This is a genomic window from Rhodovulum viride (assembly GCF_003265965.1).
GTDB lineage: Bacteria > Pseudomonadota > Alphaproteobacteria > Rhodobacterales > Rhodobacteraceae > Rhodovulum > Rhodovulum kholense.
Genome location: NZ_MUAV01000010.1, coordinates 112,085 through 138,265 on the forward strand (window position 1 = coordinate 112,085; position 26,181 = coordinate 138,265).

Below are 26,181 nucleotides of genomic sequence, written 5' to 3' on the forward strand. Positions count from 1 at the left end.
GGTGCTGCATACAATGGTGCGCGGAGGACACGCGATGCGCCTGAGATCCGCCGCCCTTCCCGCATCCGACGCGTTTCAGGCCAACCGCGCGGCCCATCTGGAGGCCCTGCGCGAGGTTGCCGAGGCCGCGTCTCTGGCCGCCGCGGGCGGGGGCGAGACGGCGCGCGCCCGCCATGTCGCGCGCGGCAAGATGCTGCCGCGCGAGCGGGTGGCGAACCTGCTCGACCCCGGCAGTCCTTTCCTCGAAATCGGTGCGACCGCGGCCCATGGGCTTTATGACGGCGCCGCGCCCTGCGCCGGGGCCATCGCCGGGATCGGCCGGGTCGAAGGGCAGGAGGTCATGGTGCTGGCCAACGATGCCACGGTGAAGGGCGGCACCTATTACCCGATGACGGTGAAAAAGCACCTGCGCGCCCAGGAAATCGCGGCCGAGTGCCATCTGCCCTGTATCTACCTTGTCGATTCCGGCGGGGCGAACCTGCCCAACCAGGACGAGGTCTTCCCAGACCGCGACCATTTCGGGCGCATCTTCTACAACCAGGCACAGATGTCGGCGGCGGGCATCCCGCAGATCGCCGTCGTCATGGGCTCTTGCACGGCGGGCGGCGCCTATGTGCCCGCCATGTCCGACGTCACCATCATCGTCCGCGACCAGGGCACGATCTTTCTGGCCGGTCCCCCGCTGGTCAAGGCCGCGACGGGCGAGGTCGTCTCGGCCGAGGATCTGGGCGGCGGCGATGTGCATACCCGGCTCTCGGGCGTGGCCGATTATCTGGCCGAGGACGACGCCCATGCGCTGGCGCTGGCCCGCCGCGCCGTTCGGCACCTGAACCGCGACCGGCCCGCGACCGTGCGCTGGGAAACGCCCGAGGACCCGGCCTATGACCCCCAAGAGATCCTTGGCGTCGTGCCCGCCGATCTGCGCACGCCCTACGACATCCGCGAGGTGATCGCGCGCATCGTTGACGGCTCGCGCTTCGACGAGTTCAAGCCGCGTTTCGGCGAAACGCTGGTGACGGGTTTTGCCCATGTCATGGGCTGCCCGGTCGGGATCGTGGCGAATAACGGCGTGATCTTTTCCGAGGCCGCCCAGAAGGGCGCCCATTTCATCGAGCTTTGTGCCCAGCGCGGCACGCCCCTTGTGTTTCTTCAGAACGTCACCGGCTTCATGGTCGGGCGCAAATACGAAAACGAGGGCATCGCGCGCCATGGCGCCAAGATGGTCACGGCGGTCGCGACCGCCGCGGTGCCGAAGATCACCATGCTGGTCGGCGGCAGCTTCGGCGCGGGCAATTACGGCATGGCGGGCCGGGCCTATTCGCCCCGCTTCCTGTGGACCTGGCCCAATTCCCGCATCTCGGTCATGGGCGGCGAACAGGCGGCGGGCGTGTTGGCCACAGTGAAACGCGACGCCATCGAACGGGCGGGCGGGACCTGGACGCCCGAAGACGAGGCCGCCTTCAAGCGCCCGACGATCGAGATGTTCGCGGAACAAAGCCACCCGCTTTACGCCTCGGCCCGGCTTTGGGACGACGGCATCGTCGACCCGCGCAAATCGCGCGAGGTACTGGCCCTGTCGCTGTCGGCGGCGCTGAACGCGCCGATCCCCGAAACCCGCTTCGGCGTCTTCCGGATGTGACGCGCATGCTTCTTCTTGGCAAAAATAACCAAATCCCGACGCCCGCAACGAAAGGCACGGCATGTTCCGCAAGATCCTGATCGCCAATCGCGGCGAGATCGCCTGCCGGGTCATCGCCACCGCCCGGCGCCTTGGCATCGCCACTGTCGCCGTCCACTCGACGGCCGACGCGCGTGCCGCCCATGTGGCGCTGGCCGACGAGGCGGTCGCCATCGGCCCGCCCGCGCCCGCCGACAGCTACCTTCGGGCGGACCGGATCATCGAGGCCGCGCTGCAAACCGGGGCCGAGGCGATCCATCCGGGCTACGGGTTTCTCTCGGAAAACCCCGATTTCGTCGACGCGGTCGAGGCTGCAGGCCTGACCTTCATCGGCCCCTCGGCAGACGCGATCCGCGCCATGGGTCTGAAGGATGCGGCCAAGGCCTTGATGGAACAGGCGGGCGTACCGGTCGTGCCCGGCTATCACGGCGCCAATCAGGACGACGCCCATCTCGAGGGCGCGGCCGAGGCCATCGGCTGGCCGGTGCTGATCAAGGCCGTGGCGGGCGGTGGCGGCAAGGGCATGCGCAAGGTCGCCCGCCCGGCCGAGTTCGCCACCGCGCTCGCCTCGGCCCGGTCCGAGGCGAGGGCCGCCTTCGGCAACGATGCCGTGCTGATCGAGAAGCTGATCGAGGCTCCCCGCCATATCGAGGTGCAGGTCTTCGGCGACGGCACGGATGCGGTTCATCTTCACGAACGCGACTGCTCGCTGCAGCGCCGCCATCAGAAGGTGATCGAAGAGGCGCCCGCGCCCGGCATGACGCCCGAGATGCGCGCCGCCATGGGCGAGGCCGCCGTGCGCGCGGCGCGCGCCATCGGTTATCGCGGCGCGGGCACGGTCGAGTTCATCGTCGACGGCTCGGACGGGCTCCGCCCGGACCGGTTCTGGTTCATGGAGATGAACACGCGGCTGCAGGTCGAACATCCGGTGACCGAGGCCGTGACCGGGCTCGATCTGGTGGAATGGCAGCTGCGCGTTGCCGCCGGAGAAGGCCTGCCGCTGACCCAGGACCGGATCCCGCTGGCGGGGCATGCTTTCGAGGCCCGGCTTTACGCCGAGGACGTGCCTGCCGGGTTCCTGCCCGCGACCGGCACGCTGGCGCATCTGGCCTTTCCGCCCGGCATCCGCGCCGATACCGGCGTGCGAACGGGCGACACGATCAGCCCGTGGTACGACCCGATGATCGCCAAGATCGTGGCCCACGGCCCGACCCGCGCCGTCGCGCTGAACCGGCTGGCCCGGGCGCTCGACGACACGCAGGTCGCGGGCACGACCACCAACCTCGCCTTTCTCGGGCGCCTCGCGCGCCATGCGGGCTTTGCCCGGGGCGAGGTCGATACCGGGTTGATCGAGCGGGACATCGAAAGCCTTGCCGAAAGCCCGCCGCCCGTCCGCGCGGTCGAGGCGGCGGCGCTGCTGGAGGCCGCGTCCCCGCCCGACGGCCCGCTCGCGGGCTTCACCATCTGGGCGCCGCTCAGGCGCGCTGTGTCGCTCGGCCGCGACGGCGACGAGGTCACCGGCTCGCTGCTGTTCGACGGCCCCGATCGCGCGACGGTCGAGATCGGCGAAGCAGTGCTTGAGGCCCGCCGCGACCCCGGCGGCTGGCGGATCGACGGGGCCTTGCCCGGTGTCGTTCTGCGGGCGGGCGGCGCGATCCATGTCTTCGCGGGCGCGCAGGGCACGTTCAGCTTTACGCCCGTCGATCCGCTGGACCGCGCGACGGCGGCGGGCGCCGGAGCGGATGTCATCGAGGCGCCGATGCCGGGGCTTCTCAAGGCGCTAACCGTCGCCGTGGGCGACCGCGTCGCCGCGGGCCAGCCGCTGGCGGTGCTGGAGGCGATGAAGATGGAACACACGCTGGCCGCCCCCCGCGAAGGCGTGGTGGCCGAGGTGCTGGCCGCGCCGGGCGCGCAGGTCGAGGCCGGAGTCGCGCTGGTCCGCCTTCAGCCGGAGGGCGACGATGCCTGAGCGGGTCGAGATCTTCGAGGTCGGCCCGCGCGACGGGCTACAGAACGAACCCCGGGCGATTCCCGCCGCCGAAAAGATCGCGCTGATCGATCTGCTCAGCCAGGCGGGGTTCCGGCGGATCGAGGCGGCCAGTTTCGTGCGACCCGACCGGGTGCCGCAGATGGCCGACGGGGCCGAGGTGCTGGCGGGCCTCCGCCGCGTGCCGGGCCTGCGCTATGCGGCGCTGACCCCGAACATCCGCGGCTACGAGCGCGCCCATGCCGCGGGGGCCGACGAGATCGCGATCTTTGCCTCGGCCTCCGAAGGGTTCAGCCGCGCCAATATCAACGCCTCGATCGAGGAGAGCTTTCGCCGCTTTGCCCCGGTCGCGGCGGCGGCGAAGTCCGACGGGCTGCCGATGCGCGGCTATATCTCCTGCGTGACCGACTGCCCCTATGACGGGCCGACGCCACCCGGGGCGGTCGCGGCGCTGGCCGACCGGCTGCTGGCGCTTGGCTGTTACGAGATCAGCCTGGGCGAGACCATCGGCCGGGGCACGCCGCAGACGGTTGCCGCGATGCTCGACGCCGTTCTGACCGTCGCCCCGCCGACGCGCCTGGCGGGGCATTTCCACGACACCGGCGGGCAGGCGATGGCCAATATCGAGGTGGCGCTGGAGGCCGGGCTTCGGGTCTTCGATGCCGCCGTGGGCGGGTTGGGCGGCTGCCCCTATGCGAAAGGCGCGCCCGGCAATGCCGCGACCGAGAAGGTGGCGGCGCGGCTGGCGGATCTGGGGGGCGAAACCGGGCTCGACCCGGCGCGGCTGAGCGAGGCGGCGGCGCTGGCCCGGCACATGCGCGGTGGCCCGCCCGGAACTGCCCCCCTTGGGGCAGCCTCTTGAAACGGGGCGATTTATCGCATCCATGAAAGCCCCGTCCAGGCCGCATGATGCGACTCGGAAATGGAGCGCTCCATGGAACACACAGCCGGCCGTTGTCCCTTTGCCGCCCAGCGCGAAACGCGCAGCGGCGCCCATCCCCTGCACCTGCGCCGCTCGATCCTCAACCGCGAGGTGCTGCGGCCCGTCCTGCGCCAGCTTGGGCTCGAGGCGATGCCCGACGATCCGCATGTGACGCTGGCCCATAGCGCGACCCCGGTCGACTGGGGCCTCAGGGTCTTCGAGCCGGATCCGCACCGGATCGCGGTCACCCCGCAACGGCCGCGCTTCGAACGCGGTGCGGCGGGCGCGGTCGATCTGGTCTTCGGGGCGCCCGAACTGGAGGCGCGCTGGCGCGCGCTGACCGAGGCCGGAGCTGTCTGGGACCTGCCGCCCTTCGTGCCCCGCGTGGCGCTTGGCCCCTGTCCGGCGGATCTGCCCGCGATCTGTTTCTTTGCCGGGCCGGTGCTGTTCGGCCCGGAATGGCGCGCGACGCCCGACTGTCTGGGGGCCGACGCGCCGCACCATCCCGCCACGGCCTGAGCGGGCGGCCTCAGGCGACCTGCTTGAGAAGACGCGGAAGAGCGTCGAGCCGGTCGATCCGGGCGGCCGCGCCCGTGGGAAGGGGCGCGCGGCCGGTTTCGTCGTAGAGGATCGCGGTCAGGCCCAGCGCGGCGGGGGCGGCGACGTCCCAGACCGGGTCGTCGCCCAGCATCCAGGCCTCGCGGGGCGGGGTATCGAGCCGGGCCAGCAGCCGCAGATAGGCGCGCGGGTCGGGTTTGCCGAACCCCGCCTCTTCCTCGATCTGGATCGCACGGAAGAAGGGCGACAGCCCGAAACGCGCGATCTTGGCGCGCTGGCGCGCGCGGGTGCCGTTGGTCAGAAGCCCCAGCCGCAGCCCGGCCTTGGCAAGCCCTGCCAGCATCTCGCGCGCGCCCGGCTTGAGCGTGATCGCCTCTTCGAGATAGGTTTCGAACCGGTCGGCGATACGGTCGGCATCGACCCCGTGGAGCGGCTCGGACCCGGGGGGGCGGGCGAGGTTCAGCCGGTGGAAGGCCGAGCGCACCACCCGCCGCCGCGTCGCATCGCCTTCAAGCCGCCAGAGCTTGCGGCCCTCCTCATCGGCAAGAAAGCTCAGCACCCGGTCCAGCACCTCGGCGGTGACCCAGCGGGTCGAATGCTCGCCCAGCGCATCGGCATGTTCGGCGATGATCGCGGCCCAGGTCCGTTCCGGCTGCCGGTAGGCGGTCAGCAACGTGTCGTCGAGGTCGATCAGGATGGTCCGGGGCGGGCGCATGGCTCAGGCCGTTTCCGCCTCGCGCCAGGCGGCTTCGGCGGCCGAAAGCGCCGCGCCGGTGGGGACCGGATGGCCTGCGGCGGCCAGCGCCGCGCCAAGGGTGGCGAGATCGCCCAGCACGGTTTCAAGTCGCGCGCGCGGGCCGGTGTGATTGAGCCGCACCAGCCGCTCGCCCGCGGGACCCACGCCCGCTGTGAGCGCGTCGCCGGTGACATGGGTCAACAGTTCGGCGGCCGAAAGGCCCTCGGGCAGGGCGGCGGCGGTGACAAGGTTCGAGGCCTGGCCGGGCGACACCCATTCGGCCCCGGTCAGCGCGCGGGCCCCGCTGCGGGCGGCGGCGGCGGCGCGCGCGTGGCGGGCGCGGATCGCGGCCATGCCTTCGGCTTCGACCCGGGCCAGCGTCTGGGCGAGGCCGTGGAATTCCAGCGCCGAGGGGGTGCCCGGCAGCGCGCCCCGGTCGGGTTCGAGCCAGAGCGTGCGCAGATCGGCCAGAGACAGGATCGAGGGCGCTTCGCCCGGGGGGGAGATCCGGTCCCAGGCGACGGGCGATATGGCGATGGCCGAGGTCCCGGCCTGTCCCCCCAGCGCCTTTTGCGGCCCCATCACCGCGATATCGATCCCCAGCGCGTCGACCTCGACCGGGTGCCCGCCGAGCGAGGCGACCGCATCGACCACCACAAGCGCGCCATGCGCCTTGGCCAGGGACACGATCTCGGCCAGCGGGTTCAGGATGCCGGTCGCGCTTTCGGCATGGACCAGCGCCACCAGATCGTAGTGCCCGGCCTCGAGCGCCTGCGCCACCGCCCCGGCCGTTGCCGGATGGCCCGGGGCCGCGCCCGCGAGGTCGGTCACCTCGGCGCCCGCGCGCCTCAGCCAGCCGCCGAACCAGCGCCCGTAAAGCGAGGTCACGACGTTCAACGCCCGGACCCCCGGCCGCCCCAGTGAACTGGCCGCCGCCTCGAGCGCGACCATCGCCTCGCCCTGCACCAGCAGCACGTCATTGGTCGTGCCCATCAGCCGCCCGATGGCATCGGCCAGCGGCGCGTATCCGTCGGCCGGGAAGGCCGGGGCGTCGGGCAGCGGCAGCCAGGACGGGGGCAAGGGGGCAGGGTGGCGGGAACTCATGACGGAACCTTTTCGGTATGAAGGGTCGGCACGGCCGCGATCAGGCGGCGCAGGATCTCGGTCCGGGGAGCGGCCAGCAGCGCCTCGGCCGGGCCGGTCTCGACGATGCGGCCGGCCTCCATCACCGCGATCCGGTGCGACAGCGCCCGTGTCACCGCCAGATCGTGGCTGACAAAGAGATAGGCGAGCCCCATGTCGCGCTGCAACTGCGCCAGCAGGTCCAGCACGCGGGCGCGGACCGAGGCGTCGAGCGCCGAGACCGCCTCGTCCAGAACGATCAGTTTCGGGCGGGGGGCGATGGCGCGGGCGATGGCCACGCGCTGGCGTTGGCCGCCCGACAGGGCGCTCAGCGGACGCGGCGCAAGCTCGGGCGAAAGCCCGACCTGGGTCAGCAGCAGCTCGACGTGATCGGGCCAGTCGGACCGGGGCGCGATGGCATGAAGGCGCAGCGGCTCGCAGAGCGCGCCCGCCACCGTGGCGCGGGGATGAAAGGCCGCGCCCGGGTCCTGAAACACCATCTGCATGGCGCCCCTGGCGCGGCGCAGCGCGCGGCCCTTGAGCGCGCCCCAGTCCTGCCCGTCGAACCGGATCGTTCCCGCATCGGGCTCGGTCAGCCGCGTCAGCACCCGCGCGAGCGTGGACTTGCCGCAACCCGAGGGGCCGATCAGCCCGAGCGTCTCGCCCGGGGCGATTTCGAAAGACACATCGTCAAGCGCCCGGATGCGGCGGGCCCCGGGATAGGTCTTGGTCAGCCCGTGCGCCCGAAGGAGGGTCATCGCGCCTCTCCGACAAGGCGGGGGCTTGCAAGATCGAGATGGGCCGCCAGCAGAGAACGGGTATAGCTTTCGCGCGGGGCCTGCAGGACCCGGGCCGCAGGGCCGATCTCGACCATCCGGGCGGCATGCATCACCGCGATCCGGTCGGCCAGCTGGCCCGCCAGCGCCATGTCATGCGTGATGAAAAGAAGCGTCATGCCCTTTGCGTCGCAGAGTGTTCGCAGAAGCGCCGTGATCTCGGTCTGCACCAGCACGTCGAGCGCGCTGGTCGCCTCGTCGGCGATCAGCAGCCTGGGCCCCGCGGCGATGGCCAGTGCGATGGCGATGCGCTGACGCTGCCCGCCCGAGAACTGGTGCGGATAGGCGTTCAGCGCCCGCGCCGGGTCGGGGATCTGCACGGTGTCCAGAAGCTCGGCGGCGCGGGCGCGGGCGTCGCGTGCGGTCAGCGGCAGGTGGGTGCGCAGCACCTCGGTCAGGTGGCGCCCGACCGAGAGCAGCGGGTTGAGGCTGCCGCCCGGGTCTTGGAACACGTAGCCGATGTCGCGGCCCGGCCGGGGCGTGGGGCCGTCGCCCCAGTCGATCCGGCCCTCGACGCGGCTGCCGGGGGGCAGGAGCCCGGCGATGGCGCGCGCCAGCGTCGACTTGCCCGAGCCGGATTCGCCAATGATGGCCAGCTTTTCGCCCTCGAAAAGTGCAAGCCCCAGTTCGGCCAGCGCGGGGGCGCGGGCGCCGGGATAGCGGACCGACAGGCCGGTGAGGCCAAGCAGAAGGGTCATCGCTTGTCCCGCCCCGCCAGACTGTCGGTGAGCGCCTCGCCGACGAGATAGGTCGAGATCACCGTCAGCACCAGCGCGATGCCCGGGATGATCGACAGATAGGCGGCGGAGCGGAGCTGGTTGCGCCCCTCGGCGATCATCGCCCCCCAGGTGACGGAATTCGGATCGCCAAGCCCGAGGAAGGACAGCGCCGCCTCGGTCAGCACCGCCGCCGCGACGATCACCGAGGCGACGGCCAGGACGGGTGGCAGGGCCAGCGGCATGATCTGGCGAAAGGCGATCTCGGCCGGAGACATGCCCATGACCTTTGCCGCGGCAACGAAGTCGGATTCGCGCAGGCTGAGCACCCGGGCGCGGGCCAGCCGCGCGGGTCCGGTCCAGGCCCCAAGCGCGATGGCCAGCACCACGACCCAAAGCGACGGCCCCGCGACCGACACGAAAGCCAGCGCCAGAAGAAAGCCCGGCACGATCTGGAAGGCATCGACGATCCGCATCAAGGCGGCCTCGATGGCGCCCCCGGCAAAGCCCGCCGCGGTGCCGACCGTCATGCCCGCAAAAACCGCGACCAGGGCGGCCGAAAGCCCCACCGCGACCGAGGTGCGGGCGCCGTGGATCAGCTCTGCCAGGAGGTCCCGGCCCAGCCGGTCGGTGCCAAGCGGCAGGCCCGCATCGGTGAAGGGCGGGATCAGCGGGCGGCCCGCGATGGCCAGCGGATCGCCCGGCGCGATCAGCGGCGCGAAACCCGCGATCAGGATCAGCGCCAGCAGGATCGCCCCGCCCAGAAGCGCCTCGGGACGGCGGAGGAAGGGTCTAGTCATGGCCCGCTCCAGACCCGACGCGCGGGTCGAGCCAGCCATAGGCCAGATCGACCAGCAGGTTCGCGATGACCACCATCAAGGCCGAGGTCAGGATCACCGCCAGCAGCAAGGGCGCGTCGCGGCCCGCGACGGCCTCTTGCGCAAGCCGGCCGAAGCCGGGAATGGCGAAGACGCTTTCGATGACCACCGATCCGCCCAGCATCGCCGCCGATTGCAGGCCCAGCATGGTCACTAGCGGCAGAAGGGCGTTGCGTGCCGCGTGGTTGAGGGTGATCCGCCAGTCGGGCAGCCCGCGCGCCCGGGCGGCGAGGGTAAAGTCCTGCCCCCAGGCCTCGGCCATGCCCGAGCGCATGATCCTGAGAAAGAGCGCCAGATAGATCATCCCAAGGGCCGCGACCGGCAAAACCAGATGCCGCGCGATGTCGGCGGCGCGGGCCAGCCCCGCCTTGCCCGAGGCGATGGTCTCGATCCCCGAAACCGGCAGCCAGCGCAGCTGCACCGCAAAGACCACGGCCAGCACCAGACCCAGCCAGAAGCTGGGGATCGAATAGAGAAAGAGCGACCCGCCCGACAGCACCCGGTCGAGGAGAGATCCGGGGCGGCGTCCGGCCAGCACCCCGAGAGCCGAGCCCAGCAGGAAGGACAGCGCCGTGGCACTGCCCATGAGCCAGAGCGTGTTCGGCAGCCGTTCGGCGATCACGGGGCCGATGGGGCGGTTCAGCGCGATGGACCAGCCCAGATCGCCCCGTGCATATTGGCCCAGGGTGAAGAGCAGCCGGCTCAGCGCCGAGCCGTCCAGCCCGTAGCGGGTGCGCAGCTCGGCCGCCATCTGCGCGTCGCCCCCGCCCATCGACAGCAGATAGGCGTCGACCGCATCCCCGCCCGCGCTGTCGAGCAGCAGGAACACGCCCACCAGCACGATCAGCAGCACCGGCACGCTGCCCGCAAGACGCGCCAGAACGACCCGGCCGAGCCGCGCCATCAGACTGCCTCACGAGCGATTGGCCCTGCCTGTCTCATTCCGAAAGGCCGGTCTCCGCCCAGTTCGAGACGACCCAGCGCGGGTTGGTGGCGACCCCGGTCACGCTGTCGGCCACGACCGAGGTGAAGGACCAGTCGGCCACGTTGATCAGCGGCAGATCGGCGGTGACCATCCGCTGGAAGTCCTTGTAAAGGGCGACGCGCTTGTCCCGGTCGAGCGTCACCAGCGCCTCGTCGATCAGCGCGTCGAGCTCGGGGTTCTGGTAGCCGCCCTGGTTCGAGAAGGGTACGCCATCGGGCTGGCCCGAGCGCACGAGGATGGTGGTCGAGATCGCCGGGTCGGCGCGGAACACGGTGGGCGCGATGGCCAGATCGAATGCGTGATCGGTATAGACCGCCTTGATATGGCCCGCCGCGTCATGGGGCACAATCTGCGCGTCGATGCCGATGGCGGCCAGCGCCTGGCGCAGATAGTCGCCGAACTGCCGGGTCTCGGCGAAATAGGGCGCGGGCAGAAGCCGCAGCGAAAACCGGGTGCCGCCCGGCCCTTCGGGATAGCCGGCCTCGTCGAGCAGGGCCTTGGCTGCCGCGATGTCGAAGGGGTAGGTCGTGACGTCCGGGGTATAGAAGGTCGGGTCGTTGGCGGGCACCGGGCCGGTGGCCTTTTCGGCATAGCCAAGGAAGATCGTGTCCAGCACGAAATCCTTGTCGATGGCGTGTGCGATGGCCTGCCGGACTTTCAGGTTCGACAGTTCCTCGGTCCGGTGGTTGATCTCGACGATCAGCTGATAGGTCAGCGCCTCGTAACCCTTCGTCACGACCGACAGTCCGGGCACCTTGCCGATCCGATCCAGATCGGCCAGCGGCACCGAGGAGAACGCCGCCAGATGCACCTCGCCCGCTTCGAGCGAGCTTGCGGCGGCGGCGCGGTCGGGCAGGACCCGGAAGACGATGTCGTCGAGATGGGGCAGACCCTCGCCCCAATAGCTGTCATTTCGGGTCAGCAGGTAGTATTCGCCGGGGCGGTAGTCGCCCCATTTGAACGGGCCGGTGCCGATCAGCGCCCGGTTTGCCGGGTTCTCGACGATGTCGCTGCCCTCATAGACATGTTTCGGCAGCACCGAGGACACCACCGGAAGCGCGTTCGCGATCAGCTGCAGCGGCGTCGGTTTGGAAAAGCGGAAGATGGCGGTCAGCGGGTCGGGGGTCTCGACCGCCTCGAGATTGGCGAAGAGCGACCGGCCGATGTTCTGCAGGGGCTTCCAGACCTCCATCGCCGAGAAGGCCACATCGGCCGAGCTGAAGGGCGTGCCGTCATGCCAGCTGACGCCCTCGCGCAGGGTGAAGGTGATCGACAGCCCGTCCTCCGAGCCCTCCCAGCCGGTCGCCAGCAGCGGTTTCAGGCCGCCCACGTCGTAGGATGCTTCGGCCAGCGGTTCGATCACCTTCGACGAGATGAAGAAGACGCCGTTCGAGGCAACGATGGCCGGGTTCAGCTGCCTGGGCTCGCTGTCGGCGGCGACGATCAGCCGTCCGCCGCCCTGGGCCAGAGCGAGGCGGGGCAGGGCCGTGGATGCAAGCAGGGCGGCGGTGCCGGTCAGGACGCCGCGTCGGGAAATCGTGGCAAGCATTGGAAACATCCGTTCTTTTCGGAAGACGCAGAGGCGGTGCCGCCCAGCCGCAGGCTGTCACCGTCCGGGGCAGGACGCAAGAGCGCTTGGGACGGCTCGGGGCTTGCCGTGTTCTCCGGGCCCGTGTCCGGCGCACGCGCCCAGAAAAGCGGCAGTTGGCGGGTACCCCGCAGCCGCCGCGCGAAGCGGCGATCCTGGGGCAGGTCGCGGTCAGTTCGGGGCCAGGTCGAGCGGGTTGCCATCCCGGACCTTGCTTTGGAAATCCATCAGGAACCAGAAGGTCCTGTCGACCTGACGGCCGAAGCAGCGGCGCAGAAGCTGGGTATAGTTGCTGTCGCGATCCTGCTGTTCCGCGGTCAGGAACCGGCTGAAATCGGCGATCAGCGCGGCCGAGCGCGGGGGCCCGAGCACGGCATAGGGTTCGATCGAGATCGCCGCCGGGATCAGTTGCAGCGTGTCGCGGAAGGCCGAGATCGACCAGGCACCCTCTTGCCCGTCCTGGCGTTCGAGCGCGGTGTAGCGGGAGCCAAGGTCGTCGGGCAGGCGGATCGACCCTGCAAGGTGGTCGAGGTTCTGCCAGTACCAGGTCAGGATGTGATGATCGTCGATCAGCACGTCGATGCCGCCTGCGCCGGTCTCTTTCAGGGCCAGGATGGCGTCGGCCGTGCTGCGGAATTCGCGCGCACGATCCAGCGAGTCCTCGCGACAGCTGGGGTTGCGCCCGGTGAAGACCTCCCATGTTTCCAGTCGGCGCGGCCGCGAGACCCGGTCCTGCATGCCCGGCGCCGAGGTCGTGCCGGTGACCACGCCGACCCGGCAGGACTGCTGCTGTGCTTCGCTGAAGCGTGCGTTGACCAGCGCCGAGGTGCTGGTCAGGAAGGTGTAGGGCGAATGCGGCACCGAGGCGCCAAGCGTGACCGTCGCCGTGGTCGCCCCGCAAAGGATGTCGAAGGGCGGATCGTCCGCGGCGAGCCCGGCATAGCGGTCGCCGACCGGAACCGGGACGACGGTCACCTCGGGCGTTCCCGAAGGGCATCCTGAGCGCAGTTGCGAGAGGTAGGCCCGGCACAGCGCGACCGTGTAGCCGGCATACCCTTCGAGAAGCCCGCCATCGGAGTGACCGCAGTCCAGGCGCGGATCGTCGGGCACCATGTCGCGCGCGATTCGATACGAAAAGGGCGGGGCGTCCTCGCGCAGTCCGACCCGGATCGTGCCCGAACAGAGCGCACCGGCCGGCTGGGCATTTGCGGCCGCGCCGAGCGACGCGAAAAGAAAAACGCTTGAAAGGCAGATCAGTGCAGAAAGAAGTTCACAAGGTGCTTTGCGAGATCGAGGCATGAGGCTGCCTCCCTTGGCAATTGGACATTCTGAAAGATCTGGAATCATGATAAACAAAGCTGCGGGGACCGGACAAAAGATATTTGAGGTCATCCTATGTTTGTCTGGATTTTCTGGATTATCGCCGTTTCGGCTGCGGTCATTGTTGTCGGCCATTCCAGCGAGCTGACGCTTATCGAAAGCGAATTGCGGGCGGTATCGGTCAATATTCTCAGAAGCGCGGGCGCCGGTCTGCCGGAGGACGGGCTGGCGGCGGATACGGTCGTCCTGTGGTCCGCTTGCCTCGTCGTTTGGGGGGCTTTCGCCTTCCGGTTCAACGGCTGGCCATCCCGGGCGCGCGGACCGGTCGGATTTCCCGAACACGGCCCGCGCTATTTCACCACGCGGTTCCGGTTTCGCGCCTGGGCCGTGCTTTATGGTCTGGTGATTACGGGCCTCTTTCTTGTTCTCGTGTTCTTTCCGACGGTGGCAGACCAGGCGATGACGCTGGTCTTTCCGCTGATGCCCGACAACGAATTCCTCAGCGAAGTCGACAAGGTCCTGCTGTCGGTCTCGCCGGGGGGCGACACGCGCTGGTCGGTTGCTGCTGCGGTCGGCATCGTCGTCGCGTTCTATTCCTCGGACTGGGAGCGCCGCCTGCGGGGGCTTTCCAGAACAACGCACTCATTCCGCGTCAGGCCGAGCAGCTGTTCGAGGAACTCAGCCGGCCCGATACCGCCGAGCCGATTTCGGGCCGCTTCGCGGACGAATTCCTGATGCAGTTCCGCCAGCGCGAGGACCTGCCCGCCTATGACGAGATCGACCTCAACCCCACCGCCCGCGACCTGGCGCAGAAGCGGCTGGAGCGGTTGGCCCGGATCGAGTTCATCCTGTGGCGTATGACCCGGGGCGAGCTGCCCGAAGAGGTCGCCGCGCGGTTGGCCGAGCATGACCGTCTGCGCGCTCAGCTGGTCGACAAGGTCGAGCGCATCCGGGCCGAGGTTGCGGCGATCGACACCCAGGTGGTTCGGGTTGCCAATCTGCTGCTGAAGCATGTGGCCGACGCGCATCTTCCGGCCTTTCGGGAGCGGCTTCGCCATGCCGCGGTGCTGAAAGAGATCGGCGCTACCCTCACGTCGATCCCGGTGTCCCGGCTCGACGACGTGATCCCGGTGCTGAAAGCCGAGTTCAACCGCATCGTCGAGACCGAGCCGTCCAGCGCGGGGGTGGGCTTCGCTCCGCCCGCCGGTGCCGACGACGACGTGCAGAAGACCATCGAGCACCTGCACCGCCAGATCGCCAGTCTGCGCGCCCTCGTGCCGCTCTGCGCCAAGAGCATGGAGGTGCAAAGCGAGCGGCTGCGCGATCTCAGCGAAAAGCTGGAGGACCTCTGGGACGAGACGCTGCGCTTTGCGATCTGCATCGGGCTTGCGGCGCCCTATTCGAGCTGCAAGCGCTTTTTCGGTCTGCTGGGGCTGCGACCCCGGATCGGCGTCGATTTCAACCTCTGGCTCGGGCTGGCCTTCCCCATGGTGCTGCTTTTCGTGCTGGCGGTGCTGTATCTCAGCGGAAAGCTGCCCTTTGCCGGAGGGCCGTTCGCGACGTGGAAAGGGATTTCGGATCCCGAACGGCCCGTCTGGCTGATCCTGGGGCTGTTCTTTATCTGCTGGCCGCTCTTGCAGGGGTGCTATGTCGGCAGCGCACTGGCCCATGGCCGACAGGCCGAAAGCGGTGCCGAGCATCACGACCGGATGCGGCCGCAGGACTATCTGCTGTCCTTCCTGATGATCTGGTCGGTACTGGTGCTGGGCGTTTCGCTTCTGATCGCGATCTGCGGCTTTTCCGGCCGTTTTCCCTTCATCTATGTGCAGGCGCTGGCCTATGCGCCAGTGTCGGCGCTTTGGGGAGTGCTGGTCAGCGCTGCGGCACTGAGGGCGCTCGACCCCAGGGCGCGGGGCGGGGTCATCCGGGGCCGGGAGGTCGGGGGCCTGTTGCTGCTGGTCGCGGTCGGGGTCAAGCTGGCCGAGGCCTGGATTGCATCGGAACTGAGCGAGGCGCAGGGAGGAGCGGAGGTGCCGGGCGGGGTCCTCATGGGGCTGGCGCTGGGCCTGTCGGCGGTGTTGTCGGGCGCGATCTGGGTCGGGACCTCGAAAGGGGTCAATGGTCTGCTCGAGCGTTGGCAGCCGCCGCGCCTGACCGGAGCCCGCGCGGCCGGATAGAGGCCGTGCGCCTTCGCCGGGCCGACCAGAGCCGCGAGTGCTCGCGCCCGCAGCCTTTCTGAGATGCCGTGCGGTGGGCCGGTTCTTTCGCGTCTTGATTGTGTCATCCGGCCTTGCGACCCTTCCGGCAGTCCCATGCCAAGGAGTCGCCCATGGCCCAGCCGCTTTCCGATCTGATTGCCCAGGGGCGCGGGCTTGTTCCAGCCGATCTGGTGCTGAGAGGCGGGCAGGTGCTCGATCTGGTGACCGGCGAGACGATCCCGGGCGATGTCGCGATCTGCGGCGACACCATCGTCGGTATCGGCGCGGCCTATGAGGGGCGCGAGGTGCTCGACGTTTCGGGGCTGACGCTGGTGCCGGGGTTCATCGACACCCATCTGCATATCGAAAGCTCGCTGGTGACGCCGCTGGAATTCGACCGCTGCGTCTGCCCGCGCGGCGTGACGACCGCAATCTGCGACCCGCACGAGATCGCCAATGTGATCGGGGTCGAGGGCATCGACTATTTCCTTGAGGCCGCGACCCGCACGGTGATGGACATTCGCGTCAACCTGTCGTCCTGCGTGCCCTCGACCGAGATGGAGACCGCGGGCGCGCGGATCGAGGCCGAGGCGCTGGTCGCGCTGAAGGATCACCCCCAGGTCATCGGTCTGGCCGAGATGATGAACTATCCGGGCGTTCTGATGCAGGACCCGGGCGTTCTGGCCAAGCTCGAGGCGTTTCGCGGCGGCCATATCGATGGCCATGCGCCGCTTTTGTCCGGCAAGGATCTGAACGCCTATATCGCGGCGGGCATCCGCACCGAACATGAGGCGACGAGTGCTGCCGAGGCACGCGAAAAGCTGCAGAAGGGCATGCGGGTGCTGATCCGCGAGGGATCGGTCTCGAAGGACATGGTGGCGCTGTCGCCGCTGCTGAGCGAACGGACCTCGCCCTATATGTGTCTGTGCACCGACGACCGGAACCCTCTGGATATCGCCGAGCAGGGCCATCTCGATCACATGATCCGCTGGATGATCGGGCAGGGCATACCGGTTCCGGCGGCCTATCGCGCCGCCTCGCTGTCGGCGGCCGAGGCGTTCGGGCTGAAGGATCGCGGCCAGATCGCGCCGGGCAAGCGGGCCGATATCGTGGCTCTGGAGGATCTGGCGGAGTGCCGGGCGCGGCTGGTTCTGGCAGGTGGGCGGGTCGCCTCGGCCGAGGCTTTCGCCGCGCGCGAAGAGGTGGCGCCGGTCGGGCGCGGGTCGGTTAGGGCGCCGAAGGTGACGGCCGCCAGCTTCCGCGCCACCTCGAACGCGGCCGAGACCCATGTCATCGGCATCCTGCCGGGCAAGATCCTGACCGAGCATCTGATCGAGGAGGTGCCGCCCGAGGGCGGTGAAAAGCGCGCCGATCCGGGGCGCGATCTGGCCAAGGTCGCGGTGGTCGAGCGGCATGGCAGGAACGGCAATATCGCCGTCGGCTTCGTGCGCGGCTTCGGTTTGCAGCGGGGGGCGATTGCCTCGACCGTCTGTCACGATCATCACAACATCGTCGCGGTGGGCGTATCCGAGGCCGACATGGCGCTGGCCGCGACCCGGCTGTCCGAGATCGAGGGAGGCTTTGTCGTGGCCGAGGGCGGGACGGTGCTGGCCGAGCTGGCGCTGCCGGTCGCGGGGCTGATGAGCCTTGAGCCCTTCGAGACCGTCGAGGCGCGGCTGAAGGACTTGCGCGCGGCGGCGAAGGGCCTTGGCGTGGTGCTGGACGAGCCGTTCCTACAGCTGGCCTTCATCGCGCTGCCGGTGATCCCGGCGCTGAAGATCACCGATCGCGGCCTCGTCGATGTCGAGGCCTTCGAGATCATCGGCTAGCGGCGCCCCCCGCGGGCGCTCAGCGCGGCAGGGCGGCGGCCTCGCGGGCCAGCGCCACGATGGCGTCCCAGTCGCCCGCCGCGACCTTGTCCTTCGGCGCGACCCAGGAGCCGCCGACGCACAGCACGTTCGGCAGGCCCAGATAGCTGGCGGCATTGGCGAGGCTGACCCCGCCCGTCGGGCAGAACCGGATCTGCGGCAGCGGGCTGGCCAGCGCTTTCAGGGCCGCCGCGCCGCCGGCGGTTTCGGCCGGGAAAAACTTCTGGACGCTGTAGCCCTTTTCAAGAAGCGCCATCGCCTCGGAGGCGGTCGCGGCACCCGGCAGAAGCGGCAGGTCGCCCGCCCGCGCCGCATCGAGAAGCGCGGGCGTGGAGCCGGGCGAGACCCCGAACCGGGCGCCCGCGGCCGTGGCGGCCTCGACATCCGCCGGGGTCAGCAGCGTGCCTGCGCCGACCACGCCGCCCTCGACGCCCGCCATCTCGCGGATCGCGTCGAGCGCGGCCGGCGTGCGTAACGTGACCTCGAGCACCGGCAGGCCGCCTGCGACCAGCGCCTCGGCCAGCGGACGGGCAAGGGCGGCATCCTCGATCACCAGCACCGGGATGACGGAGGCCTTGCGGCAGAGCGCCTCGGTGATCTCGCTGGCGGCATGGGGGGTCATTCTGGCGGTCCTTTCGCGCGGTCGTCTGACGGTTCGGTGGGTATTTAGGCCAAGAAGAAGCGGCTAGACAACGATCCCCGCGCCCTCGGTTGCGGATTTCGCATGGGCCCGGAAGGCCGCGAAGAGTTCGCGCCCCAATCCGGTCTCGTTGGCCGAGAGGTTGGGGGTGACGGGGGTGCGGTCGAGCGCGCCTTCGGTCAGCACGTCGAGCCGGCCGGCGGGCGCGTCGAGCCGGATCAGGTCGCCGTCCCGGAGCCGCGCGAGCGGGCCGCCATCGACCGCTTCGGGGGTGACATGGATCGCGGCCGGGACCTTGCCCGAGGCGCCCGACATCCGCCCGTCGGTGACGAGGGCGACTTTGAGGCCCCTGTCTTGGAGGACCGACAGGGTGGGGGTCAGGGCATGAAGTTCCGGCATCCCGTTGGCGCGCGGGCCCTGGAAGCGGACGACGACGATGGTGTCGGAGGTGAATTCGCCCCGCTTGAAGGCTGCCTTGACCTCCTCCTGATCGTGAAAGATGCGCGCGGGCGCCTCGATCGCGTGGCGTTCCGAGGAGACGGCCGAGACCTTGATGATGCCGCGACCCAGGTTGCCGCTGAGCGCGCGCAGGCCGCCTGTCGCCTGGAACGGGTCGGCGGCGGGGCGCAGGATCTTGTCGTTAAGGCTTTCGCCCGCGCCTTCGGTCCATGTGAGGGTCCCATCGACGAGCTTTGGCTCGCGGGTGTAATGCGCGAGCCCCTCGCCCGCGACGGTCAGCGTGTCGGGGTGCAGGAGACCGGCCGCCAGCAGCTCGCCAATCATGTAGCCGAGGCCCCCCGCCGCGTGGAAATGGTTCACGTCGGCCAACCCGTTCGGATAGACCCGGGCCATCAGCGGCGTGACCTCGGACAACCTTGCGAAATCCTCGATGTCGAGAAGAATGCCTGCCGCGCGGGCCATGGCGGGCAGGTGCAGCACGAGGTTCGTGGACCCGCCCGTCGCCATCAGCCCGACGATGCCATTGGCGAAGGCGCGTTCGTCCAGCACCCGGCCCGCGGGCGTGTACTGGTTGCCCTGGGCGGTGATCTCGAGCGCCCGTTGCGCGCCCGCGACCGTCAGCGCGTCGCGCAGGGCGGTGTTCGGAGTGACGAAGCTGGCGCCGGGCAGGTGCAGCCCCATCAGCTCCATCAGCATCTGGTTGGAATTGGCGGTGCCGTAGAAGGTGCAGGTGCCCGGGCCGTGATAGCTTTCCATCTCGGCCTGCATCAGCGCGTCGCGGCCGATTTCTCCGGTGGCGTATTTCTGGCGGACCTTGGATTTCTCGTCATTGGGCAGGCCAGAGGTCATCGGGCCCGCGGGCAGGAAGACGGCCGGGATATGCCCGAAGCTCGCCGCGGTGATCACGAGGCCCGGCACGATCTTGTCGCAGACGCCGAGGAAGACGGCCGCGTCGAAGCAGTTGTGGCTGAGCGCGACCCCCGCCGCGAGCGCGATCACGTCGCGCGAGAACAGAGACAGCTCCATCCCGGTCTGGCCCTGGGTGACCCCGTCGCACATGGCGGGCACGCCGCCCGCGACCTGGGCGGTGGCTCCGGCGTCCCGTGCGGCGTCGCGGATCAGCGCCGGGAAGCGCTCGAAGGGCTGATGCGCCGAGAGCATGTCGTTATAGGCCGTGACGATCCCGAGATTGGGGGCGCGGCCTTCGGCGAGAAGGCTCTTGGCCGCGCCCGAGGCGGCATAGGCATGGGCCTGGTTGCCGCAGGTGAGATGGGCGCGGGCGGGACCCTGATCGGCCGCGCGGGCGATCCGGTCGAGATAGGCGGCGCGGCTGTCGGCCGAGCGGCGGACGATGGCCCGGGTGACCTCTTCGAGCACGGGGTGAAGCGGCATGGCGGTCTCCTCTCGCGGGTGGATAAGGTCCGATATAGAACGTTAGCGCTAACGGGGAAAGGGCGGGCGGGCCGCGCGATTCCCCTTCCCGCCGCCACCGTCAGGCCGTAGGAGAGGCCCATGAGCACCGAACCGAGCACCGACTATCCCACGATCCGCCTGATGCCCAAGGCCGAGGCGCGCGCCATCCGCCATGGCTTTCCGTGGGTCTATTCCGACGAGCTGGTCATGGACCGGCGCACCAAGGCGCTGGCGCCCGGAACGCTGGCGGTTCTGGAAGATGCCGAGCGGCGGCCGCTGGGGCTGGCGGCGGTCAATCCGCTGTCGCGGATCGTGGCGCGGGTGATCGACCGCGACCCCGAGGCGGTGGTGGATCAGGCCTGGTTCGCGGCCCGGATCGGGGCGGCACTGGCGCTGCGAGAACGGCTTTACGATGCGCCCTTCTACCGGCTGGTCCATGCCGAGGCCGACGGGCTGCCCGGGGTCGTCATCGACCGTTTCGGCGCGGCTGCGGTGGTGCAGCCGAATGCCGCCTGGGCCGAGAGTCGGCTGGAGGCGCTGGTGGCTGCGCTGGTCGAGGTCACGGGCGTCGAGACCGCGGTCAAGAACGGCTCGGGCCGGGTGCGTGGGCTGGAAGGGCTGCCCGAAGAGACGCTGGTGCTGCAAGGTGCGCTGGAGGGGCCGGTACCGGTTCCGATGAATGGCGCGACTTACATGGCCGATCTGACCGGCGGACAGAAGACGGGGCTGTTCTACGACCAGCGGCCGAACCATGCCTTCGCGGCGGGGCTGGCGAAGGGGGGCCGGGTGCTGGACGTCTTTTCGCATGTGGGGGGCTTTGCCCTCGCGGCGCTGGCGGCCGGTGCCGAAAGCGCGCTTGCGGTCGACGGGTCCGAGCCCGCGCTGGCGCTGGCCGAGGCCGGGGCCGAGGCCTCGGGGCTGGCCGGGCGGTTTGCGACCCGGAAGGGCGATGCCTTCGACACGCTGGCGGCGCTGGGCGCCGAGGGCGCGCAGTTCGAGTTGGTGGTCTGCGATCCGCCCGCCTTTGCGCCGTCGAAATCGGCGCTCGATGCCGGGCTTCGGGCCTATGAGCGGGTGGCGCGGCTGGCGGCGGGGCTGGTGGCGCCGGGCGGGTATCTGGTCCTGTGTTCCTGTTCGCATGCCGCCGATCTGGCGAAATTCCGGGCTGCCAGCGCGCGCGGCATCGGCAAGGCCGGGCGACGCGGGCAGATCCTTTACACGGGCTTCGCCGGGCCCGACCATCCTGTGCTGCCGCATCTTGCCGAGTCGGGCTATCTGAAGGCGCTGGCCTTCCGCCTGACCGAATGAAGGTGCTGCTGGACGCCTGCGTCCTTTATCCGACCGTGCTGCGCGAGGTGGTGCTGAAGGTCGCGGGGCAGGGGCTGTTCACGCCGCTCTGGTCGGCCCGCATCCTCGAGGAATGGGCGCGAGCCGCGCGCAAGATCGGTCCGACCGGCGAGGCGCAGGCCCGGGCCGAGATCGCGCTTTTGCGCGCCGCCTGGCCAGGGGCCGAGGTGGCGCCGAAGGCGGCGCTCGAGGCGCGGCTCTGGCTGCCCGACCCGAACGACGTGCATGTGCTGGCGGCCGCCGTGGCAGGCGGAGCCGATGCGATCCTGACCTTAAACGCGCGCGACTTTCCCGGCCATCTGCTGGAGGCCGAGGGGCTGGTCCGGGCCGCGCCGGACGGGTTCCTGATGGATCTGTGGCTGGCCGATCCGGGTCCTGTCGAACGGGCCGTGGCCGAGGTCCATGCCGCTGCCGAACGGATGGCGGGCGAGCCGATGGCCCTGCGCGCGCTGCTCAAGCGGGCGCGGCTGCCCCGTCTGGGCAAGGCGTTGGGCTGAGCCACGGCCCGCGGCAACGCTCGCAAAGGGAAAAGCGGGAAGCGCCGGCCACTCTCCACCGCTTCCCGCACATGTGGCCAAAGGCCGAAAAATGAAGAGAGATCGCTCTCTCCTGCGGTGCCGGTCCCGGACGCGATCCCATATCGGCCTGACACGACGACCAGACACGATAGGCCCATGGCCCCCACCGGACACGATCCGACCGATCCACCGCCCCCTGAAAAAGGGTGGTCCAAATATGCCTTTGCCACGCCCGGCGGGAATTGGGGATTTTCCCTCATGCACGTGGGGTCACGGCAGGTCAGGGGGCGATCAGGCCAAGGATCAGGGCGCGGGCCACGGCATGGGTCCGGTTAAGCGCATGCAGCTTCTTCATCGCCGAGGCCATGTGATGCTCGACCGTCTTTTCGGAGATCGACAGCCGGAACGCGATTTCCTTGTTGCGGAGCCCGGCCGCGGACCAGAGCAGGCATTCCCGTTCGCGCAGCGACAACCGGATCATGTCTGCGGCAATGTCAGGGGTCTGCGCCAGGGCATGGAAGAGGGCAGCCGTGCTGAGGATCGCGCCCGCGCTGTCGGTAACGATGTCTTCGGCCTCGGCCTGCGTGCGCGCGGCGAAGGCCAAGCCCATGCCGGCCCGGTTCAACGGCGACCGGCGGCTGAGCGGCAGCGTCATCCCGAAGCTCAGGCCGTAATCCTCGCACAGACCCAGCACGTCGCGCGCCCCGGGATCGACTGCAAGGTTGTCGCCGGGACGGTTCCAGACAAGCGGGGCCTCGGCGTTGGATTCGCAGTAATGCGCACGCGGATCGTGATCGACCATTCCTTCCGAGGCATAGCGCTGGGTGAAACCCTCGGGATAGGTCGAGCGATAGATCATCTCGCGCGAGATCGACCCTACGCGGACCGACGGCACCTGCGCATAGATGGCATGCGACACGCCATGCGCGCACAGGTGATCGTTGAAAACCTGCCAGGCCGCGTCGAACGAGCGTTGCGCACGCAGCGTTCCGGCAAAGTCGAGGCCTTGGGTATCGAAACTCATGACTCGCAACTCTGGGCAACAGGACTCGGACCTAGCAGAGCCAGGGTAAAAAGTTCATTAAGGATACATGTTTCAAGGGTCGACGCTACGTCTTCCTCGCCGGAGCCCAACGGGTCTCCATTGCCTCGATTGCCGCGATGCGGTCCGAGGTGCGCGGGTGGCTCATCAGCCAGGCAGGCATGGCGCCGCCCCGGCTTTGGGTGACGCGGTCGAGTTTCTCGAAGAGCGTCTTTTGCGGTCCGGTCCCGATCCCGGCCTTGGTCAAGAGCGCCGCGGCATAGGCATCGGCCTCGTATTCGTCCTGACGGCTGAGCCGGGCGGCCAGGAGCGAGGCCAGAGCATTGGCCAGATAGACGCCGATGCCGGGCAGGAACCGGCCCAGAACCATGGCCAGCGCGGTCCGCATGGCATTCTGGCCGGAGAAGTCGATCATTCGGCGGCGGCTGTGGCCAAGCGCGACATGGCCCAGTTCATGGGCGATCACGCTGGCCAGCTCCTCGGCGGTCACCTCGCCCGCCCGGTAGCGGTCGTGAAAGCCGCGGGTGATGAAGATCCGCCCGTCGGGCGCGGCCAGCCCGTTGACCGGCGCGATCTCGTAGATGTCGACGCGGATCCGCGGCAGGTCGAGCGCCCGGGCCATCCGGTCGGTTAGCGCCTTCAACGCGGGATCGGCCAGCTCCGAGGACCGGGCATCGAGCTCGCGCCCGGTCCGCCAGGCCGAGAACCGGTACATTGCAAGCGCATAGAGCACCGCCAGAAGGATCGGGGTCAGTTTCAGCATCCCCCGAGATATGGGACGCCGCGCGCCCGAAACAATCGCACTGGCCCCATTCGCGCTGGTCCCATCGAGGCGCGAAGCGGGCGCGCAGGATTAGGGCTATAAGCCGATCCTATCGTAAATATCATTAATGCCAAATTCCATGTATCGCGCGACTCTGGTAAAACGTCTGCAGGGAGGAAGCGGACAAGGTCCGCGGGTGCCGCGGCCGGGCAAGCCGGTCGCTGCGGGCGCTTGCGGCCCCGTCCACGCTCCTCCGCATTCGGATTTGACCCTCGAACGAACGACCCGGAGGACGAGATGGACGGAAACGATAGGCCCGCGGGCAAATGCCCGGTGCTGCACACGACGATGGGCGGGCAGTCGAACAGCGACTGGTGGCCGAACCAGCTGAACCTGAGAATCCTGCACCAGAACCCGACCGCCGGAAACCCGATGCTTCCGGGCTTTTCCTATGCCAAGGCCTTCGAGGCGCTTGACCTCAAGGCGGTCAAGGCCGACCTGCACGCGCTGATGACCGACAGCCAGGACTGGTGGCCGGCCGATTACGGCCATTACGGCGGGCTTTTCATACGCATGGCCTGGCACAGCGCGGGCACCTACCGTACCGCCGACGGGCGCGGCGGCGGCGGCTCCGGGACCCAGCGTTTCGCGCCGCTGAACAGCTGGCCCGACAACGTCAACCTCGACAAGGCCCGGCGGCTGCTCTGGCCGGTCAAGAAGAAATACGGGAACGCCATTTCCTGGGCCGATCTGATGATCCTCGCGGGCAATGTCGCGCTGGAATCGATGGGGCTGAAGACCTTCGGCTACGCCGGCGGGCGCGAGGATGTCTATGAGCCTGAAGAAGACATCTACTGGGGCTCGGAACGCGAATGGCTGGCGACCAGCGACAAGCCGGACAGCCGCTATTCGGGCGATCGCGAGCTGGAGAACCCGCTGGCCGCGGTGCAGATGGGGCTGATCTACGTCAACCCCGAGGGGCCGGACGGCAATCCGGACCCGGTCGCCTCGGGCCGCGACATCCGCGAGACCTTCGCGCGGATGGCGATGAACGACTACGAGACCGTCGCGCTGACCGCGGGCGGGCATACCTTCGGCAAATGCCATGGGGCGGGCGATGCCGGCCTTCTGGACGCCGAGCCCGAGGCCGCGCCGCTGCAGGCGATGGGGCTCGGTTGGCTCAGCCGGCATGGGAGCGGCAAGGGGGCCGATGCGATCACCAGCGGCATCGAGGGCGCCTGGACGCCCAATCCGACGACCTGGGACATGGGCTATTTCGACGTGCTCTTCGGCTATGACTGGGAGCTGACGAAAAGCCCCGCCGGGGCCTGGCAGTGGACGCCCAAGGACCTGAAGCCCGAGGATCACGCCCCCGACCCGGAAACCGGCGAGCGCAACCGAAAGATCATCATGACCACCGCCGACATGGCGATGCGGATGGACCCGATCTATGAGCCCATCGCCCGCCATTTTCACCAAAACCCCGACGAGTTCGCCGATGCCTTCGCACGGGCCTGGTTCAAGCTGACGCATCGCGACATGGGACCGAAATCGCGCTATCTCGGCTCCGAGGTGCCCTCCGAAGACCTGATCTGGCAGGACCCGGTGCCGGCGGCCGATCATCCGCTGATCGATGCGGACGATATCGCTGCGCTGAAGGCCAAGATCCTCGGCTCGGGCCTGACGGTGGCCGAGCTCGTTTCGACCGCCTGGGCTTCGGCCTCGACCTTCCGCGGGTCGGACAAGCGGGGCGGCGCCAATGGCGCACGCGTCCGCCTTGCGCCGCAGAAGGACTGGGAGGTGAACGAGCCCGAGCGGCTGGCGCGGGTGCTGGGGGTGCTCGAGGGCATCAAGGCGGACTTCGACGCGCGGGCCTCGGGCGGCAAGCGGGTCTCGCTGGCGGATCTGATCGTGCTGGGCGGGTCGGCTGCCGTGGAAAAGGCTGCAGCCGATGCGGGGCATCCGGTCGAGGTGCCCTTCGCGCCCGGCCGCACCGATGCCACGGCCGAGCAGACCGATGCCGAGTCCTTCGAGGTGATGGAACCGGTCGCCGACGGGTTCCGCAACTACCAGAAGGGGGCCTATAGCGTCACCGCCGAAGAGATGCTGATCGACCGCGCGCAACTCTTGACCCTCAACGCGCCAGAGATGACGGTTCTGGTCGGCGGGCTCCGGATGCTGGGCGCCAATGCCGGACAAAGCGCGCATGGCGTCTTTACCGACCGCCCCGGGCAGTTGACGACGGACTTCTTCGTCAACCTTCTGGATATGGGTACGGTCTGGGTGCCGACCGATGCCGACGAGACCCTGTTCGAGGGCCGCGACCGGGCGAGCGGCGCGGTGAAATGGACCGGGACCCGGGTCGATCTGGTCTTCGGGTCGAACTCGCAGTTGCGGGCGCTGGCCGAGGTCTATGCTCAGGATGAGGCGGGTCTGGCCTTTGCCGAGGCTTTCGCCGCGGCCTGGGCGAAGGTGATGAATGCCGACCGGTTCGATCTGGCCTGACCGGACGTATGCCGCTGGCGGGCGGGTCCGGGCGGACCCGTCCTCCCCGGGGGCCGGAGAGCGGTGGCGCCGCTCTCCGGCCCTTTTCCTTGCCCGTTTCAA

At 69.3% G+C, this 26,181-nt stretch carries 22 protein-coding genes; 10 read left to right on the plus strand and 12 right to left on the minus strand.

All coding sequences use genetic code 11. The features are described 5' to 3' along the window. Positions 1 to 34 precede the first annotated feature (34 nt). The 4 genes from BYZ73_RS10635 (at position 35) to BYZ73_RS10650 (ending at position 5,106) form a co-directional block, all read left to right on the plus strand. On the plus strand, positions 35 to 1,639 hold the full coding sequence (locus BYZ73_RS10635; RefSeq protein ID WP_112315927.1) for a carboxyl transferase domain-containing protein: 1,605 nt from the start codon (positions 35 to 37) through the stop codon (positions 1,637 to 1,639). 61 nt (positions 1,640 to 1,700) lie between these two features. Beyond that, positions 1,701 to 3,647 carry a DUF2118 domain-containing protein gene (locus tag BYZ73_RS10640; RefSeq protein WP_112315928.1) on the plus strand — a complete coding sequence of 649 codons (1,947 nt, stop codon included), beginning with the start codon at positions 1,701 to 1,703 and terminating at the stop codon, positions 3,645 to 3,647. Further along, a complete protein-coding gene (locus BYZ73_RS10645) occupies positions 3,640 to 4,527 on the plus strand; it encodes a hydroxymethylglutaryl-CoA lyase (RefSeq protein WP_112315929.1) in 888 nt (295 codons plus the stop codon). The genes BYZ73_RS10640 and BYZ73_RS10645 overlap by 8 nt, the downstream gene beginning before the upstream one ends. A gap of 72 nt (positions 4,528 to 4,599) precedes the next feature. Continuing rightward, complete coding sequence (locus BYZ73_RS10650; RefSeq protein ID WP_108026825.1) at positions 4,600 to 5,106, plus strand: hypothetical protein; 507 nt, start codon at positions 4,600 to 4,602, stop codon at positions 5,104 to 5,106. A gap of 10 nt (positions 5,107 to 5,116) precedes the next feature. Here the strand turns inward: BYZ73_RS10650 and BYZ73_RS10655 are convergent, their stop codons facing one another. The 8 genes from BYZ73_RS10655 to BYZ73_RS10690 form a co-directional block, all read right to left on the minus strand. After that, positions 5,117 to 5,860 carry an HAD family hydrolase gene (locus tag BYZ73_RS10655; protein WP_108026828.1) on the minus strand — a complete coding sequence of 248 codons (744 nt, stop codon included), beginning with the start codon at positions 5,858 to 5,860 and terminating at the stop codon, positions 5,117 to 5,119. 3 nt (positions 5,861 to 5,863) lie between these two features. Then, a complete protein-coding gene (locus tag BYZ73_RS10660; protein WP_112315930.1) occupies positions 5,864 to 6,985 on the minus strand; it encodes an aminotransferase class V-fold PLP-dependent enzyme in 1,122 nt (373 codons plus the stop codon). Further along, positions 6,982 to 7,761: an ABC transporter ATP-binding protein gene (locus BYZ73_RS10665; RefSeq protein ID WP_112315931.1), complete on the minus strand. Its 780-nt coding sequence runs from the start codon at positions 7,759 to 7,761 to the stop codon at positions 6,982 to 6,984. The genes BYZ73_RS10660 and BYZ73_RS10665 overlap by 4 nt, the downstream gene beginning before the upstream one ends. Beyond that, complete coding sequence (locus tag BYZ73_RS10670; protein ID WP_112315932.1) at positions 7,758 to 8,537, minus strand: ATP-binding cassette domain-containing protein; 780 nt, start codon at positions 8,535 to 8,537, stop codon at positions 7,758 to 7,760. The genes BYZ73_RS10665 and BYZ73_RS10670 overlap by 4 nt, the downstream gene beginning before the upstream one ends. After that, entirely contained in the window at positions 8,534 to 9,355 is an 822-nt protein-coding gene (locus BYZ73_RS10675) for an ABC transporter permease (RefSeq protein ID WP_112315933.1), read from the minus strand. The genes BYZ73_RS10670 and BYZ73_RS10675 overlap by 4 nt, the downstream gene beginning before the upstream one ends. Further along, on the minus strand, positions 9,348 to 10,337 hold the full coding sequence (locus tag BYZ73_RS10680) for an ABC transporter permease (protein WP_108026844.1): 990 nt from the start codon (positions 10,335 to 10,337) through the stop codon (positions 9,348 to 9,350). Before BYZ73_RS10680 ends, BYZ73_RS10675 begins: the two co-directional genes overlap by 8 nt. Positions 10,338 to 10,371: 34 nt before the next feature. Continuing rightward, positions 10,372 to 11,967: an ABC transporter substrate-binding protein gene (locus BYZ73_RS10685; RefSeq protein ID WP_112315934.1), complete on the minus strand. Its 1,596-nt coding sequence runs from the start codon at positions 11,965 to 11,967 to the stop codon at positions 10,372 to 10,374. Between the two features lie 210 nt (positions 11,968 to 12,177). After that, entirely contained in the window at positions 12,178 to 13,119 is a 942-nt protein-coding gene (locus BYZ73_RS10690) for a type 2 periplasmic-binding domain-containing protein (RefSeq protein WP_112315935.1), read from the minus strand. A 282-nt stretch (positions 13,120 to 13,401) separates the two neighbouring features. On the opposite strand from BYZ73_RS10690, the gene BYZ73_RS10695 reads away from it, so the two are divergent. The 3 genes from BYZ73_RS10695 (at position 13,402) to ade (ending at position 17,353) form a co-directional block, all read left to right on the plus strand. Continuing rightward, the gene (locus BYZ73_RS10695; protein WP_112315936.1) at positions 13,402 to 14,061 is read left to right on the plus strand and encodes a hypothetical protein; all 660 of its coding nucleotides are present in this window, start codon (positions 13,402 to 13,404) and stop codon (positions 14,059 to 14,061) included. Next, the gene (locus BYZ73_RS22740) at positions 14,061 to 15,503 is read left to right on the plus strand and encodes an AAA family ATPase (RefSeq protein ID WP_181498019.1); all 1,443 of its coding nucleotides are present in this window, start codon (positions 14,061 to 14,063) and stop codon (positions 15,501 to 15,503) included. Before BYZ73_RS10695 ends, BYZ73_RS22740 begins: the two co-directional genes overlap by 1 nt. Before the next feature lie 152 nt (positions 15,504 to 15,655). Further along, entirely contained in the window at positions 15,656 to 17,353 is a 1,698-nt protein-coding gene (gene ade, locus BYZ73_RS10705; protein WP_112315937.1) for an adenine deaminase, read from the plus strand. Between the two features lie 19 nt (positions 17,354 to 17,372). Here the strand turns inward: ade and eda are convergent, their stop codons facing one another. Both eda and edd read right to left on the minus strand, forming a co-directional pair. Next, positions 17,373 to 18,014, minus strand: a complete 642-nt coding sequence (eda, locus tag BYZ73_RS10710) for a bifunctional 4-hydroxy-2-oxoglutarate aldolase/2-dehydro-3-deoxy-phosphogluconate aldolase (protein WP_112315938.1) — start codon at positions 18,012 to 18,014, stop codon at positions 17,373 to 17,375. A gap of 63 nt (positions 18,015 to 18,077) precedes the next feature. Next, entirely contained in the window at positions 18,078 to 19,883 is a 1,806-nt protein-coding gene (gene edd, locus BYZ73_RS10715; protein ID WP_112315939.1) for a phosphogluconate dehydratase, read from the minus strand. 120 nt (positions 19,884 to 20,003) lie between these two features. Here edd and BYZ73_RS10720 point away from each other — a divergent pair, with 120 nt between their 5' ends. Both BYZ73_RS10720 and BYZ73_RS10725 read left to right on the plus strand, forming a co-directional pair. Beyond that, positions 20,004 to 21,212, plus strand: a complete 1,209-nt coding sequence (locus BYZ73_RS10720) for an RSP_2647 family RNA methyltransferase (RefSeq protein ID WP_245943114.1) — start codon at positions 20,004 to 20,006, stop codon at positions 21,210 to 21,212. Continuing rightward, the gene (locus BYZ73_RS10725; RefSeq protein WP_112315940.1) at positions 21,209 to 21,748 is read left to right on the plus strand and encodes an RSP_2648 family PIN domain-containing protein; all 540 of its coding nucleotides are present in this window, start codon (positions 21,209 to 21,211) and stop codon (positions 21,746 to 21,748) included. Before BYZ73_RS10720 ends, BYZ73_RS10725 begins: the two co-directional genes overlap by 4 nt. A 301-nt stretch (positions 21,749 to 22,049) precedes the next feature. Here the strand turns inward: BYZ73_RS10725 and BYZ73_RS10730 are convergent, their stop codons facing one another. Then, positions 22,050 to 22,793: a helix-turn-helix transcriptional regulator gene (locus BYZ73_RS10730; RefSeq protein ID WP_112315941.1), complete on the minus strand. Its 744-nt coding sequence runs from the start codon at positions 22,791 to 22,793 to the stop codon at positions 22,050 to 22,052. Positions 22,794 to 22,878: 85 nt separating this feature from the next. Continuing rightward, positions 22,879 to 23,574 (minus strand): M48 family metalloprotease, encoded by a 696-nt coding sequence (locus tag BYZ73_RS10735; protein WP_112315942.1) that lies wholly within the window; start codon positions 23,572 to 23,574, stop codon positions 22,879 to 22,881. Positions 23,575 to 23,871: 297 nt separating this feature from the next. Between BYZ73_RS10735 and katG the strand changes: the two genes are divergently transcribed. After that, positions 23,872 to 26,079, plus strand: coding sequence for a catalase/peroxidase HPI (katG, locus tag BYZ73_RS10740; RefSeq protein WP_112315943.1), 2,208 nt, complete (start codon positions 23,872 to 23,874; stop codon positions 26,077 to 26,079). The last annotated feature ends 102 nt before the right edge of the window (positions 26,080 to 26,181 follow it).

Coding starts and splice junctions, on each gene's coding strand:
- BYZ73_RS10635 (WP_112315927.1), top strand. CDS start 35: ATGCGCCTGAGATCCGCCGCCCTTCCCGCATCCGACGCGTTTCAGGCC.
- BYZ73_RS10640 (WP_112315928.1), top strand. CDS start 1,701: ATGTTCCGCAAGATCCTGATCGCCAATCGCGGCGAGATCGCCTGCCGG.
- BYZ73_RS10645 (WP_112315929.1), top strand. CDS start 3,640: ATGCCTGAGCGGGTCGAGATCTTCGAGGTCGGCCCGCGCGACGGGCTA.
- BYZ73_RS10650 (WP_108026825.1), top strand. CDS start 4,600: ATGGAACACACAGCCGGCCGTTGTCCCTTTGCCGCCCAGCGCGAAACG.
- BYZ73_RS10655 (WP_108026828.1), bottom strand. CDS start 5,860: ATGCGCCCGCCCCGGACCATCCTGATCGACCTCGACGACACGTTGCTG.
- BYZ73_RS10660 (WP_112315930.1), bottom strand. CDS start 6,985: ATGAGTTCCCGCCACCCTGCCCCCTTGCCCCCGTCCTGGCTGCCGCTG.
- BYZ73_RS10665 (WP_112315931.1), bottom strand. CDS start 7,761: ATGACCCTCCTTCGGGCGCACGGGCTGACCAAGACCTATCCCGGGGCC.
- BYZ73_RS10670 (WP_112315932.1), bottom strand. CDS start 8,537: ATGACCCTTCTGCTTGGCCTCACCGGCCTGTCGGTCCGCTATCCCGGC.
- BYZ73_RS10675 (WP_112315933.1), bottom strand. CDS start 9,355: ATGACTAGACCCTTCCTCCGCCGTCCCGAGGCGCTTCTGGGCGGGGCG.
- BYZ73_RS10680 (WP_108026844.1), bottom strand. CDS start 10,337: ATGGCGCGGCTCGGCCGGGTCGTTCTGGCGCGTCTTGCGGGCAGCGTG.
- BYZ73_RS10685 (WP_112315934.1), bottom strand. CDS start 11,967: ATGCTTGCCACGATTTCCCGACGCGGCGTCCTGACCGGCACCGCCGCC.
- BYZ73_RS10690 (WP_112315935.1), bottom strand. CDS start 13,119: ATGGTGCCCGACGATCCGCGCCTGGACTGCGGTCACTCCGATGGCGGG.
- BYZ73_RS10695 (WP_112315936.1), top strand. CDS start 13,402: ATGTTTGTCTGGATTTTCTGGATTATCGCCGTTTCGGCTGCGGTCATT.
- BYZ73_RS22740 (WP_181498019.1), top strand. CDS start 14,061: ATGCAGTTCCGCCAGCGCGAGGACCTGCCCGCCTATGACGAGATCGAC.
- ade (WP_112315937.1), top strand. CDS start 15,656: ATGGCCCAGCCGCTTTCCGATCTGATTGCCCAGGGGCGCGGGCTTGTT.
- eda (WP_112315938.1), bottom strand. CDS start 18,014: ATGACCCCCCATGCCGCCAGCGAGATCACCGAGGCGCTCTGCCGCAAG.
- edd (WP_112315939.1), bottom strand. CDS start 19,883: ATGCCGCTTCACCCCGTGCTCGAAGAGGTCACCCGGGCCATCGTCCGC.
- BYZ73_RS10720 (WP_245943114.1), top strand. CDS start 20,004: ATGAGCACCGAACCGAGCACCGACTATCCCACGATCCGCCTGATGCCC.
- BYZ73_RS10725 (WP_112315940.1), top strand. CDS start 21,209: ATGAAGGTGCTGCTGGACGCCTGCGTCCTTTATCCGACCGTGCTGCGC.
- BYZ73_RS10730 (WP_112315941.1), bottom strand. CDS start 22,793: ATGAGTTTCGATACCCAAGGCCTCGACTTTGCCGGAACGCTGCGTGCG.
- BYZ73_RS10735 (WP_112315942.1), bottom strand. CDS start 23,574: ATGCTGAAACTGACCCCGATCCTTCTGGCGGTGCTCTATGCGCTTGCA.
- katG (WP_112315943.1), top strand. CDS start 23,872: ATGGACGGAAACGATAGGCCCGCGGGCAAATGCCCGGTGCTGCACACG.